A 12,879-nucleotide genomic window follows, 5' to 3' on the forward strand; every position below is an offset into this window, starting at 1 on the left:
AATAGTTAAATATTAGCAAAACTATTTAACTTATTCAATAGCTTTAATATTTTCACTATTCTTGATCTTATTAGCGGGGCTAATATAATTCCGGCAAAAGATACGAGAGGGATACAATGAGCGAAGTGGAACAAAGACTTTTTGAGATTAAAACTCGCCTAAAAAGTATTTATGAAACAAAGAAAAAAGATTTTGGATTAACTCAAGCTAAAATCGCTAATCTGTTGGATATTAAGACACAGGGCGGTGTAAGCCACTATATGAACCCAAATAGTAAGCAGCCTATAAGCAAAGAAACAATCATTAAATTTGCTTCGATTCTTGATGTTGAACCATCTGATATAGATCCTGATATTTCCGAGGACTTCACTACTCTTGTAGCAAAAGCAAAAGAGTTTTCGGAACCGACAGCCTCCGATTCAATCAAGCTCACACTACTTGATAACCATCTTGCCGCCGGTGATGGCGTCATCAACCTTGATTACCCGGACACAATCCGCTCTATTGAATTTTCGCGCGACAAGTTCATGGAGATTTTCCAACGCAGAACGGCTCATAATCTCTCGATTGCGATTATCGACGGAAACAGCATGTACAACCCAAATAATGCCGAAATGAGCCTAAAGCATGGTGACATCGTGGCGATTGATAGAACAATTAATGACTTCAAAGATGACGGAATTTATGCGTTTGTATATGAAGGAAAAGCAAGAATTAAGCGCTTGCAGTATCTAAGCGGATATAGACTAAAAGTAATTTCTGACAATCCAAGTTATGAGCCCGAAATCTTAGAAAAATACCAAGTAGAACAGATTCACTTTGTCGGAAAACTAATCAAGAAACTAACACTGGATATTGTTGATCTGTAGTAACAACTGACCTAAGGAAGAAATATGACAAATAAAATTAAGAGTTTGCCAGACAATAAAAAACAACCTAAGCAACGCAAGGTTGTTAGAACTGAGTTTATTACTCTATCATATGATTCAAATAGTCGAGATTTAGAAAATCACCGCATGAATGCGAGAGAGCTTGGAAAGGCTATAATAGCAATGCATGATCTGATTGAAAAATCAGATAATTTGTTAAATCCAGGCAGACGCAAGAGTCTTGGTGTTTTTGTAGAAACACCTGCACAAGAAGGCTCTCTTGAGGTTGTTTTTGGAATTGATATTTATAATATGGCTACGCAAGTTATAGATGTGTTGCCATATATTGGATTAGGTTATGCAGGTGTAAAATCAAGAAAAAGCGTATCCAACTTAGGAAAGACCATATTTGATGCAATTAATGATACCAAAGGAGAAACTGTAATTGGTATTCATACCGATGATAACAGTGATGTTGCAACTTTAAGTGTTGATGGAAAAGAAATCAAATCAGATAAAAACATAGCTAAGTTATTAGCCAATAAGGATGTTCGTGAGAATATAAAAACACTGGTTTCCTCACCTCTGGAAGGAAACATAAAACCCGCATTTAAAATATTGGCCGGAAATACTACCAAAACACCTTATTCATTTGAAGATTCCAGAGAGGTATTAGTTAAGTTGGAGCCAGAAGAAATAAAAACGATTCAAAAGATGAAAATCAACGATCCCAAAGAAAGGGTTGAAACATTAGAAACAACAATCGCACTACTTACCGTAAGCTTTAAAGGTAGCAAAGGGTGGGAAATGACTTACGGCAATCACTCTTACCCGGTTGAAATTACTGACGAAGATTTTATTAAGCGAATAAATGAGAACATTGCCAGTTTCAAGAAAGGTGATTTGTTTACTGTAACAATGAACAAAACAATAAAAATGCTAGGTTATGAAACAAAAGAACACTATACTATAACAAAAGTTAAACATCATTTAGCTCCAGAAGAGCGGCGTATTATCTCTGATAATGGAAAGATTAATTAGTTTACTTGTTGAGCACATCAACGAATTAGCTTTATTTATAGGGGTACTTTTGTGTACCCCCGTATTCTCTCGTTTACTAAAAATCTTATCGTTTTATCTTAGCAGTGTTTTAAATCCATATCATAAAATCATCATCAATCATTATCATAATGGGGATTTGGTTGGTTCCAAATCAATAAGAATATCGACAAAAGATTCTATCATTGAACAATTAAGAGCAATTAAACGTAGTGAGGAAAGCAATGGCTGAACAAAATACAGTCGCAAAACCTTTCTCAATGTTTGAATACGGTTCTTACACCGCAGGAATAGGGCTTTTGCTTTCGATTATCATAAAGTTTTACATTGTCCCCTATCACCCCGATTTGGTGGAAATGGCTAACTTAGCAGTACCCTTAGTAACACCGATTCTTAGTTTTTCTGTAGCTCTATTTATCGGACAATTTGGCACAAGCCCAGATATACTTAGAATGAATAAAAATATAAAGAAGAGTATAAAAAATTTAAAGAAACAAATTCAAAATAACAGAGATTTTCTTCAGGAAGAAGATTTAAATAAATTGAAAAAAAAATTAAGCGAGCATATTAATATACAATCCCAGATTGGCATTTCCATTCATACAATGGAAGATCTGTCAAACAAACTAAGTTAGAAACCACCATAACGGTGGTTTTCTTTTGCCCGAAATTCCTACCGCACTTTATTTTGTTCACTGAACAAGTTCATTTGTTCAATTTTGCCATTTCTTCTCAATTTTGTGCTAAACACCGACCGCACTTTTTAAAATCACACTCTCATCTACTCTCTTTTTTTGTGATCTAGATCACAAGTTCAGCAAATAGTCAAAGTTTTTCAAAAATAAAATATTAGTAAAAACAGTAATTTAATAGTTTAAATAGTATATTTTGCAAAATATATTAGTTTTGATATTTACTATTAATATTAGTTTTAGTATTATTAGGCCATCGAAACGAGATACACAATCTCGATGCTCTTTAATAATTTATCTTACAGAATCACAGTGCATAACGGTATTAAGCGGTCGTTAGATTAAAAGCCCTAACCTACTTAATAACACTGTGGTTTAAAGTCTGCCCATGCAAAGCCAGTGAAAAACGGTGTAGTTGCCGAAAGTGGAGCTCAAGCAGGCGAATATCCTAATGTGGATATTTCAAAACACATTTGCTAATACAGAGACACAACGGCATGTGAAACCGTTGCGAATGATAGATGAAGTGTGTTTTTAAATGGCAAACAAACGAGGAATGCAACAATGGAAAAATTAGAAATTAAAGTGTAATCACTAAGCAACCCTATCTAGACAAAATCAACATAGACTGATTTCACTACTCCAGTTACCGCTCGAAAGGGTGGTTTTTTTAAGGGTATTTAAAATGAAAAATAAAATCACAGACTTAAATAATCATTTATTTTCCCAGTTAGAAAAACTGCTTGATGAAGACTTAACCGATGAAGAACTTAATCGAGAAATTAAACGTGCCAATGCCGTATCAGGCATTGCGGCAAATATTATCGCAAGCAATGCGATTTCTCTTAAAGCAATGACATTGTTTGAAAATCGTCAAATTGAAAGAGAATCCCCTGATTTTCTAAGAATATCTAAGGCGCAAGGCGATGACATCTAATGCGGAACGATTTAAATTCACCGATGAGCATATTGCGTTTATTCGCTTACATTGGGATAAAAAGCCATCTGATCTAATTAAATTGTTTCAGCAACAGTTTGATTTATTAATAAATCGTAATGTTTTCTATAAATTAAAAAAGAAACACAATATTCCCAGCCTTAAGCATGCTAATCGTTACAGCAAAGAAGAACTTGCGTTCATTAAAGCGAATTGCACGTTAAATGAAAGAATCTTGGCTCAAAAAATGGAAGTTTATTTCAATAAACCATTTAATCCACACGCGTTAAAGGTTTTGCGCGTGAAGAGACAATGGCTAACTGGACGAAGCGGTCGATTTGAGAAAGGTGAAAATTTAAAACCGATTGGCTTTGAGCGATATTGTGAAAATGCAAAATGTTGGTTAATAAAAGCAAGCATTAAACGTTATGAACGGAAATCGCATTATCTCTGGCGCAAAGCCGGTAGAAAAATCCCGCGTGGACATATTATTGATTACAAAGACGGCAATTCAAGAAATTGCACCCTTGAAAATCTCGAATTAATTTCACGTGTTGAAATGGCTTGGCGAAAGAAATTACAGTATCACCAACTCAATGATGAAATTAAACCCACCTTTTCCGCCTTTGTAAAACTCAAAGAAGGCATAAATCAACGTAAAAAAGAGAAAGATATGGAAGAAAATCAATCCCCCAATATTGCCACGCAGGAACCGACAACATTTACGTTTGAATTTACCGAATATGAACTTCAAGAGCTTGCTTGGTTGTGGTTCGCTTTCAAACGTGGCGTCGGCACTTTCCAACATATTGAGAGAGCCTTTAACGTTTTAGGCTCGAACATGAGCGGACAAATCTATGGACAGGCTTACGAATATTTAAGCGTGCTACGCTCAACAAACCAAATCTTAAACCGCATCACAAGCGATTTTAACATCGACCAAATGACAAACTGGCGTGTATTAAAACACTTGCGAGGCTTTAATCCAAAAGCAGTCAAAATCGACTTCTAAAACACCACAAAATCCGACCGCACTTTTTTAAGCCTGCGGCGGATTGCTACACCTTAAATTCAACAAATCGACTAAAAAGGAAACAAAATGAGCTTATTTATCAGCGCATTTTTCGCATGCATTACAGCCATCATCACATCTTTGATTTTATATCGTTTAAAAAGTCACGTAGCGCAGAAAGACAATTCAGACGATTTGCATCGCTTGAAGATTGATTCTCTTCGTACTCAGCTTCAATCTCAAGAAACTGCTGATGAAAATCATCATACCGAATGTAAAGGCGCACCGCTAAATCAGCCAACGCATCGACCCGAGCCTGATTCGATTCAAACGACTGATGAACCAAAAGGCTCGCCGCCATATTCCAAGCATCAATAAACTCAAATTGCTTTTCCATTTTATTCTTCTCCATTGAATGGATGGAAAAGCCAATATACCACGTAATCAGACGTATCTAAAAAAGGAAAACAAAAATGCAAAAATTTACTGATGTATTCGCTGAAACCATCCCATTTCTTTGTAAAACAGCCATCGCCTTTGCCCTCGCTTTTTTAATTGGCGGTATCGCCTACTGTTTTGCCGATGAACCTACCGACTGGCACAACAATACGCTAAGCGAACAAATCCAACAAGAGGCACGTGCGAAAGCCAAAGCACAATGGCGTGAAGAAAACGGCATCTATCAAGCGAATTTAACGCCACAGGTCAATGCTGATATGTATCGTTATGTCGAGCAAAAACAAGCAGAAATTAACCGCACTTGGAGTAAATAATGAGACCGACTTACAAAACCTACGCAGAATCGGCAGTAAAAGCAGAAAAGAAAGGTCATTACCTTGAGGCTGCAAAGAATTGGGCTGACGCTAAACGCCATACCGCAGTACAAAAGAATATCGAGTATTGCCAACACCGTATCGATTTTTGCGAAAGACATCACTTTAGATTGAAATCAATGGGGGAAATAAATGAAAAGACACCTGCCTCCAGAAATGTGTGATACGCCAGATGACTATTACAGTCAACTTGAGCAAAACCCTGAAGAAGATTATGAGCCAGAAGAAGATTGGCGTGAACCTGAAGATGCTGATTGTGAATATTGGCAATCCAATTGTTATGGGAGAGCTTAAAAATGGAAGAAACACCGCGTGAACGCCTAGAAAGCAAGGCGGATTTGTTAAATGCCATTCGGGATTGGTTATGGCAAGAACGAATTACGCCAGAAGAATTACAAGCTGAAATTGAATATATCCAACACAACCCACTACCATTTTAAGGAGTTACTATGAAACTTTACGAAATCACCGAACAACTCGAAAACATCAAAGAATTGCTAGAAAACCCTGAATTTGCAGATAACGCTGACATTGCCAAAGCATTAGATGCGGTGCAACAAGATTTTGACAAAAAAGCGGAAAATGTCGTCTATGTCATTAAAAATACAGAGGGCGATATTGAAGTGATTGACGCTGAAATTAAACGCTTGCAGGCAATGAAAAAACAACGCCAAAACGGTATTGAGCAGATTAAAAATTATCTCAAACACAATATGGGAGTAACTGGCACAGCAAAAATTAACTGTCCTTTGTTTACCATTTCTTACCGTGAAAGTAAGCAAAGTGCAGTGCAATTAGACGAAGATTTATTCCTCGCCAACAACTGCGATGAAACCCTTGTTAATGTGAAAATCACAGCAAATAAAACCGAAATTAAAGCACGATTAAAAGCAGGGGAAGAAATTCCTGGTGCGAAATTGGTTGATAGTCAAATTCTGACGATTAGATAAGGAAAGAGAAATGGAACTGCAAAGTGCAAATTTAAGTGAGCTTATGCCTGAACTTATTCAAGCGATTAGCCAGCTTGGGAATCTAAGCAAAGATAAACAAGGTTATGGTTATAAATACGCAGAACTAAGCAAAGTGCTTGATACCTGTCGCCCAATCCTTGCGGAGCATAATTTAGTTATCACGCAACTTGTTACCGTCCTAAATGACGAGCCAACACTTGTAACGACACTCTTTCACAAAAGCGGGCAGTTTTTACGGAGTTGTTATCCATTGGTTAAGGCTGGAGTTAAGCAAGCTAACGATGCTCAACAAGTTGGTGCAGCCATTACCTATGCACGTCGTTACGCCTTAACCGCAATGTTGTTTATGGCGCAAGAAGATGATGATGCGGCAAGCGTGGGAAAGCGTGAGCAGTCATCGTCCCCAAAGTCCGAACGGTCAAACAACTCCAACAAATCGACCCAGCAGGCTATGAGCTCTACTCAAGCTAACGTAACTAGCAAATCGGTTATAGAGCAACTTAAAGATAGGCTGAAAGGAAAAAACAAAGAGGAGTGCGGTAAAATTTACGATAAGTCTATCGTTTGGTTAGAGGAAAAACACCCCGATCTCGTTGATGAATATAATCTAATGTATAACGATTATTTACTTAATTTAATGTAAGGAAAAACTATGGCTCGTAACACCAACACCGTGATATTAGTCGGTCATTTAGGCAGTGCCCCAGAAATCCGCCAATTGCAAAATGGCGGGCAAATTGCCACATTTAATCTTGCTATCGGTGATGATTACCGAGATAAACAAGGCAATACAGTTAAACGTACCCATTGGATACCGATTGTTGTACACGGCAACTCCGCTGATGTAGCAAGACAATATCTGCAAAAAGGCTCAAAAATCTGCGTAACAGGAAAGCTGGTACAAGAAAGTTGGCAAGACCAAAACGGCAATAACCGCACCGCACTTAAAGTAGCAACACAATCCTTTGAAATGCTAGACAGCAAGGCAAGCAGTGATACACAACAGCCAATCAAAGACAAAGAAAAACCCGATCCATTAAGCGCAGCAGCAGAACAAGATGGGTTTAATGATGATATTCCGTTTTGAGTTACACCACAAGCCACTAACCAATAGTGGCTTTTTTATTATACAAATTTGAGAGATAAAAAAAATGGCCGAAGAAAACAAAGAAATTATAGCTTATAAAGGGTTTAATCAAGACTGGACTTGTCGAGGTTATCAGTATGAGGTAGGCAAAACGTATGTGCATAAAGGTGATGTTAAGGCTTGTGAGAGTGGATTTCACGCCTGCGAATACCCTCTTGATGTGCTTAGCTATTACAGTCCAGCGGTAAGTAAATTTGCTGTAGTTAAAATGAGCGGCGGAACATCAAAAGATAGTGATGATACAAAAATTGCATCTGCAAAAATCACGATCGAAACCGAAATTAACTTACCGGAAATGGTAAAAAAAGCCGTTGAGTGGATAAAAGGTAAAGTTGATTGGGATGCTGCCAAGGTGTCCAATACAGGCAATTGGTCGGCAGCAACCAATACAGGCGATCTGTCGGCAGCGACCAATACAGGCAATTGGTCGGCAGCGACTAATACAGGCTATCGGTCGGCAGCGGAAGTATCTGGCGAGCAATCTATAGCTGTTGCGCTTGGTTGGCAATCTAAAGCTAAGGCGAGTATCGATGGTGCGATTGTTTGTGTGTATCGCAATGATGATGGAGAGCTAATTCATATTAAAGCATCAAAGGTCGGTGAAAATAACATCAAAGCTGATACTTGGTACACGTTAGATGATATAGGTGAGTTTGTTGAGGTTAAAGATGGGTTCGTAGTTGAATAACACTACTACGAAGATGATGCTTAAAATCTGCCGCTATTAATTAGCGGCTTTTATTTATGAGGAATAATAAAAATGTACTGGTTCAAAAATGCAATTATTTACCAATTAACAAAACAAATAGACTTTGAGAATATCGAGAAACAACTCAAAGAATGTGAATTTACTCCGTGTGGTTCGGCAGATGTTAGCCATTTCGGTTGGTCTGCTCCGCTCGTCACCAGAGAAAATTTAGCACATCAAGCGGACGGAAAAATCTTACTTGTGGCAAAGCGTGAAGAAAAGATTTTACCAATAGAAGTTGTGAATCGTGAACTCAATAAACGAATCACTGCACTTGAAGAAAAAGAACAGCGAAAATTAAAGAAAGTAGAACGATTATCCATAAAAGATGATGTGATAGCTACCCTACTTCCGCAAGCGTTTTCTCGTATCAAAACGACCGCACTTTATATCGACACATTGAAACAACTTATCTTTGTTGATGCAGCATCAAGTAAAACAGCCGAAGATGCACTTGCACTTTTGCGTAAATCGCTCGGTAGCTTGCCAGTAGTACCGTTGGCGTTTAATAGTGCACCATGTGAAGTGATGACAAAATGGGTTACAGATACTGCGCCCGATTGGCTAATCTTGCGTAAGGAAGTGGAAATCCGCGAAAAAGAAGATCTTGGCGTTATTCACTGCAAGCAAAAAGATGTTGAAGACGAGGACATTATCGAGCTTGCGAAAAATGGCTCAATATCAAAACTCGCGCTTGAGTGGGAAGACAACCTTAAATTTGTTTTAGTTGAAGACGGCACGCTGAAGCGCTTGAAGTTTGACGACAATATCATCGAGAAGAACGATGACATTGTAAAAGAAGATGCAGCTGCTCGTTTTGATGCAGACTTTGTTTTAATGGTAAACGTGCTTGGCAAAACAGTGGATAGCCTAATAAAAGAATTTGGCGGGCTCAAGGATAGATTATGAGATTACTTAAACGGCTAGCTGAAAAAAGTCATGATGGAAGATCTTGAACTATTAGATAAACATATTGAGTTGGAGCTGCGAAAATTGGGTGACTTAATTAAAAGTCTGAAAGCTGAGAATGATCAACTAAAACTGGAAAATACAAAGCTTGAAACTGAGCTTAGAGCGATAAAACAAGAACGTATTTTTAGTAAACGTAAAAAGAAAAGTAAACGAAAATGAATGAAATTAATATCAAAATCCCACTGCATAAACTCCAAGATTTAATGATTAGTCACGTCCGATACAGCTTGCCACGACATACTTATATCGTTAGTGAAACTATTCACGATGTTAAAACCTACTGGAGCGTGTTAAGCAGTAACACTCAAGAGGTAATTACGCGCGATATTAATGAGCATCTGAAACGCTGGGAAAGTGACCGAAATGACCCATTCCTCAAACTTGACTACGATTCGTGGGAGGAATTAGCTGACTGGATAAATGAAAACTGCAGCAGCACATCAACAACGGCCACAACCGCAAAACCGATTGTGCCTGTGTTGCCTGTAATTAATCCAAAACAGAGGAAAAAATAACCGCACTATGTTTACCTACGGTTCAATCTGTTCAGGGATTGAAGCGGTAAGCGTGGCATGGAAAGGCTTAAGTAAACCGCTGTGGTTTAGCGAAATTGAGCCTTTTCCTTGCGCCGTGCTTGCTTATCATTATCCCAACATCCCAAATCTTGGTGATATGACCACCTTACCCGAAAAAATCTTAAACCGTGAAATTCCTGCTCCAGATGTGCTTGTTGGAGGTACTCCTTGTCAAGCATTTTCTGTCGCTGGTTTGCGAAACTCGTTAGATGACGACCGCGGAAATCTCACGTTAACTTTAATACACATATTAGAGGCTATTGATTATGTTAGATACCAAGACGGTAAGCAGCCGTGCGTTTTGTTGTGGGAAAACGTTCCGGGTGTACTATCCACAAAAGACAACGCATTCGGACACCTTTTGGCTGGATTGGTTCAAGAGCGTGAGCCACTGCAACCAACAGGGGCTAAATGGTCAAACGCTGGTTATGTGCATTCGTCCCGAACTATCGCGTGGCGAATCCTCGATGCTCAATACTTCGGACTCGCCCAACGACGCAAGCGCGTGTTCCTTGTGGCAAGTGCTAGAGAAAGAAGCGTCGCCCAAATACTTTTTGAGCGCAAAAGCTTGCAAGGGTATTCTCAATCGTGCGGAAAAACGCAACAAGGTTTTACCTGCTACGCTGAGGGAAGCTTTGGAACGTATCGCCAATCCGTATTGGGGGGGCTAGTAAAAGCTAGTGGTGGGGCGCTTGGTGGTGGCTCTGAAACTATTGTAGTACATGGTACGCAAGATCCGATTATTTCCACATCAACTGCCCACTGCCTAGGACGCAATAATGGGCAGGAAAATGTTTTGTTCGATATTTCAGAACGACGCGATGTTGTGCGCATACAAAAGGACGGCACTACGCCAACACTTACCGCAAGAATGGGGACAGGTGGGAATAACATTCCATGCATGAGTATCAACCAAAACATTCGCAAACTTACCCCTTCAGAATGCGAAAAATTACAAGGTTTTCCTCCAGGTTACACGCAAATCCCATATCGTAACAAACTTGCGAATGATTGCCCTGATAGTCCGCGCTATAAAGCTATCGGCAATAGTATGGCTGTATCGGTTATTAAGTGGATCGGGGAAAGAATGATTAATTATTTAAACAAATAAATCCAATAGGCGTTCCATGTGAGCGCCTTTTGTTTTAATGGAGAAAGAAAATGAAAGAATTTAACTTAGATGCAGCTTTAAATGGCGAACCAGTAAAGCTCGCCTGTGGAAGAAAGGCATACATACTTTACGATTTAAGTAGATACCCTGAATTATTAAAACACGCAAACAGACGGCCTTTAAACGGACTTGTTATGTCTGATTGTGAAGAGAATGACTGCTACCCAGCTAGCTGGCTTCCAGATGGCAAGAATTCGTTTGATCAAGATAACGTAATCGGAATGTGGGAAGAGCCAAAGATTAGGATTGAAGATTTACCTAAGCCGTTTTATCCAAAAATGGGTGAATGGTTTTATTATGTGAATCCCCTTGGTGTAGTTAAAGACACTAGAGCATCTAATTATACTGGACCTCTTTATGGTTGCTTTAAAACGGAAAAAGATGCTCAAAAATGGCTTGATTTTATGAAAAGTATGATGGTAGCAAGATGATGAAGCCAATTTGGAAAGATGTAGAAACCGTTAATGAGGGATAAAACCCATTTACAGCCCATTAAATCTCCCCTAGCCCCTCTTTACGAAAGAGGGGATAAGTTAGATGAAGTTGGCTAACTAAAATAAATCGTTATAACCGCTCTTATGGGCGGTTTTTTATTGGAGTAAATATGGGAAGAGAATTTTTTGATGAATACTGCAGTCCAGAATTATTAGCGTTAATAACTGGATATGTTTGTCCTAAATATCAGATGAAAAGCTTAAATGAATTCGGAATTCCTTTCCTTCACCCAAAAGGAAATAGAAAATTCCCGCTTGTGTTACGATCTGATGGTGACAAAATTTTGAAAGGTGAGAAAGTGCAGCCGATTACACAAACAAAGGAAAGACGGCGGTCTGCAGTATTAAGTTAGTAAGGGGGATATTATGGCACGTCCAAGAAAACGAATTAATCAAGGATTGCCACAAGGTTTAGTGTGTCGGAATCGAAAAAGAGCGGATGGCTCAATCGTGGTTTATTATTACTACACGATGGCAGATAAAAAAGAAGTTGCTTTAGGTAAAGATAAGCACATTGCTATTCTGGAAGCAGCAAAGCTGAATATGCAGTATCTGACGAAAAAAGATAATATCCTTTTTATTGAAGTGCTTGAGCGATATGAAAAAGAAGTTGTGCCGCTTAAAAAAGCGAAGAACACTCGAAGCTCAAACATTCAGGCAATAAAGAAATTACGCCAATACTTCCAAGATCCACCATTTACCCTTGATGAAATACAGCCTATACACATCCGTGAATATTTAGATTGGAGAAAAGACGTTAAACCAACCGCAAATATCGAAGTTGGGTTATTTGGACACATTTGGAGCATGGCGAGAGAATGGGGTTACACTGAAAAGATCAGCCCATCAACAGGGGTTAAAAAATTCAAAGTGAATTACCGTGATGTGTACATTGAAGATTATATCTTGGATAAAATCTACGACTGCGCCACAGGTGATATGAAGGACATTATGGATGTGATGTATTTAACCGGACAACGCCCAATAGACGTGGTAAAAATCCATAGTTCACATATCTACAACGATTTACTGCATATTACACAGCAAAAAACAGGTAAACGTGTTGCTATTAAAGTCATAGGTAAATTAAAAGAGATTATCGACAAGCGGATCACTGAAGAAAATCAGTTTCTATTTACGAATAAATGGGGGCGAAAGCTCGAGCGGAGATCACTTACAGATTATTTCAAGGATACACGTAATGCGGCATCAAGAAAATATAAAGAGCTAGCCGAAGAGATCAACCAAGTGCAATTGAGAGATCTTCGCGCGAAAGCAGCAACAGACCTTTCATTAATGATTGATGATGAACGAGCAAGAAAACAACTTGGCCATACTTCTGCACGTACCACTCAACATTACATCAGAAAAGAAAAACCACTCAATCCAACCAAATAAA

Annotated in this window: 22 protein-coding genes; 21 read left to right on the forward strand and 1 reads right to left on the reverse strand. The window is 38.6% G+C overall.

Features of this window, described 5'->3' with window-relative positions; translation table 11 throughout:
- Positions 1 to 116: 116 nt before the first annotated feature.
- The 6 genes from A9501_RS04755 to A9501_RS04775 all read left to right on the forward strand — a co-directional run bounded on the left by A9501_RS04755 (position 117) and on the right by A9501_RS04775 (position 4,569).
- Positions 117 to 869 (forward strand): LexA family transcriptional regulator, encoded by a 753-nt coding sequence (locus A9501_RS04755; protein WP_065265105.1) that lies wholly within the window; start codon positions 117 to 119, stop codon positions 867 to 869.
- 24 nt (positions 870 to 893) lie between these two features.
- Positions 894 to 1,910 (forward strand): hypothetical protein, encoded by a 1,017-nt coding sequence (locus A9501_RS04760; RefSeq protein WP_065265106.1) that lies wholly within the window; start codon positions 894 to 896, stop codon positions 1,908 to 1,910.
- Positions 1,894 to 2,160, forward strand: coding sequence for a hypothetical protein (locus A9501_RS09710; protein ID WP_179855783.1), 267 nt, complete (start codon positions 1,894 to 1,896; stop codon positions 2,158 to 2,160). The genes A9501_RS04760 and A9501_RS09710 overlap by 17 nt, the downstream gene beginning before the upstream one ends.
- On the forward strand, positions 2,153 to 2,563 hold the full coding sequence (locus A9501_RS04765; protein WP_065265107.1) for a hypothetical protein: 411 nt from the start codon (positions 2,153 to 2,155) through the stop codon (positions 2,561 to 2,563). Before A9501_RS09710 ends, A9501_RS04765 begins: the two co-directional genes overlap by 8 nt.
- A gap of 742 nt (positions 2,564 to 3,305) precedes the next feature.
- Positions 3,306 to 3,557 (forward strand): hypothetical protein, encoded by a 252-nt coding sequence (locus tag A9501_RS04770; RefSeq protein ID WP_065265108.1) that lies wholly within the window; start codon positions 3,306 to 3,308, stop codon positions 3,555 to 3,557.
- Positions 3,547 to 4,569 carry a P22AR C-terminal domain-containing protein gene (locus tag A9501_RS04775; RefSeq protein WP_065265109.1) on the forward strand — a complete coding sequence of 341 codons (1,023 nt, stop codon included), beginning with the start codon at positions 3,547 to 3,549 and terminating at the stop codon, positions 4,567 to 4,569. Before A9501_RS04770 ends, A9501_RS04775 begins: the two co-directional genes overlap by 11 nt.
- A 133-nt stretch (positions 4,570 to 4,702) precedes the next feature.
- Here the strand turns inward: A9501_RS04775 and A9501_RS09715 are convergent, their stop codons facing one another.
- Positions 4,703 to 4,966: a hypothetical protein gene (locus tag A9501_RS09715; RefSeq protein WP_179855784.1), complete on the reverse strand. Its 264-nt coding sequence runs from the start codon at positions 4,964 to 4,966 to the stop codon at positions 4,703 to 4,705.
- Positions 4,967 to 5,042: 76 nt separating this feature from the next.
- Between A9501_RS09715 and A9501_RS04785 the strand changes: the two genes are divergently transcribed.
- The 15 genes from A9501_RS04785 (at position 5,043) to A9501_RS04845 (ending at position 12,878) form a co-directional block, all read left to right on the forward strand.
- On the forward strand, positions 5,043 to 5,342 hold the full coding sequence (locus tag A9501_RS04785; RefSeq protein ID WP_065265111.1) for a hypothetical protein: 300 nt from the start codon (positions 5,043 to 5,045) through the stop codon (positions 5,340 to 5,342).
- Entirely contained in the window at positions 5,342 to 5,566 is a 225-nt protein-coding gene (locus A9501_RS09895; protein WP_065265112.1) for an ANR family transcriptional regulator, read from the forward strand. Before A9501_RS04785 ends, A9501_RS09895 begins: the two co-directional genes overlap by 1 nt.
- On the forward strand, positions 5,535 to 5,696 hold the full coding sequence (locus A9501_RS09720; protein WP_179855785.1) for a hypothetical protein: 162 nt from the start codon (positions 5,535 to 5,537) through the stop codon (positions 5,694 to 5,696). The genes A9501_RS09895 and A9501_RS09720 overlap by 32 nt, the downstream gene beginning before the upstream one ends.
- 2 nt (positions 5,697 to 5,698) lie before the next feature.
- Positions 5,699 to 5,842: a hypothetical protein gene (locus A9501_RS09725; protein WP_179855786.1), complete on the forward strand. Its 144-nt coding sequence runs from the start codon at positions 5,699 to 5,701 to the stop codon at positions 5,840 to 5,842.
- A 9-nt stretch (positions 5,843 to 5,851) separates the two neighbouring features.
- Entirely contained in the window at positions 5,852 to 6,352 is a 501-nt protein-coding gene (locus tag A9501_RS04795; protein WP_065265113.1) for a siphovirus Gp157 family protein, read from the forward strand.
- A 10-nt stretch (positions 6,353 to 6,362) separates the two neighbouring features.
- A complete protein-coding gene (locus A9501_RS04800; RefSeq protein ID WP_065265114.1) occupies positions 6,363 to 7,016 on the forward strand; it encodes an ERF family protein in 654 nt (217 codons plus the stop codon).
- A gap of 9 nt (positions 7,017 to 7,025) precedes the next feature.
- Positions 7,026 to 7,460: a single-stranded DNA-binding protein gene (locus A9501_RS04805; RefSeq protein WP_065265115.1), complete on the forward strand. Its 435-nt coding sequence runs from the start codon at positions 7,026 to 7,028 to the stop codon at positions 7,458 to 7,460.
- A 64-nt stretch (positions 7,461 to 7,524) separates the two neighbouring features.
- Positions 7,525 to 8,208, forward strand: a complete 684-nt coding sequence (locus A9501_RS04810) for a DUF7666 domain-containing protein (RefSeq protein WP_065265116.1) — start codon at positions 7,525 to 7,527, stop codon at positions 8,206 to 8,208.
- Positions 8,209 to 8,280: 72 nt separating this feature from the next.
- A complete protein-coding gene (gene rdgC / locus A9501_RS04815; protein WP_065265117.1) occupies positions 8,281 to 9,177 on the forward strand; it encodes a recombination-associated protein RdgC in 897 nt (298 codons plus the stop codon).
- Positions 9,178 to 9,207: 30 nt separating this feature from the next.
- Complete coding sequence (locus tag A9501_RS04820; protein WP_065265118.1) at positions 9,208 to 9,399, forward strand: hypothetical protein; 192 nt, start codon at positions 9,208 to 9,210, stop codon at positions 9,397 to 9,399.
- Entirely contained in the window at positions 9,396 to 9,755 is a 360-nt protein-coding gene (locus A9501_RS04825; protein ID WP_065265119.1) for a hypothetical protein, read from the forward strand. Before A9501_RS04820 ends, A9501_RS04825 begins: the two co-directional genes overlap by 4 nt.
- Before the next feature lie 7 nt (positions 9,756 to 9,762).
- Entirely contained in the window at positions 9,763 to 10,926 is a 1,164-nt protein-coding gene (locus A9501_RS04830; RefSeq protein ID WP_065265120.1) for a DNA cytosine methyltransferase, read from the forward strand.
- Between the two features lie 50 nt (positions 10,927 to 10,976).
- Positions 10,977 to 11,417, forward strand: coding sequence for a hypothetical protein (locus A9501_RS04835; RefSeq protein ID WP_065265121.1), 441 nt, complete (start codon positions 10,977 to 10,979; stop codon positions 11,415 to 11,417).
- Positions 11,418 to 11,590: 173 nt separating this feature from the next.
- Positions 11,591 to 11,833, forward strand: a complete 243-nt coding sequence (locus tag A9501_RS04840) for a hypothetical protein (protein WP_048952983.1) — start codon at positions 11,591 to 11,593, stop codon at positions 11,831 to 11,833.
- A gap of 13 nt (positions 11,834 to 11,846) precedes the next feature.
- Positions 11,847 to 12,878: a tyrosine-type recombinase/integrase gene (locus A9501_RS04845; protein WP_065265122.1), complete on the forward strand. Its 1,032-nt coding sequence runs from the start codon at positions 11,847 to 11,849 to the stop codon at positions 12,876 to 12,878.
- The last annotated feature ends 1 nt before the right edge of the window (position 12,879 follow it).

It is taken from the genome of Haemophilus sp. CCUG 66565 (assembly GCF_001679495.1).
Taxonomy (GTDB): domain Bacteria; phylum Pseudomonadota; class Gammaproteobacteria; order Enterobacterales; family Pasteurellaceae; genus Haemophilus; species Haemophilus haemolyticus_K.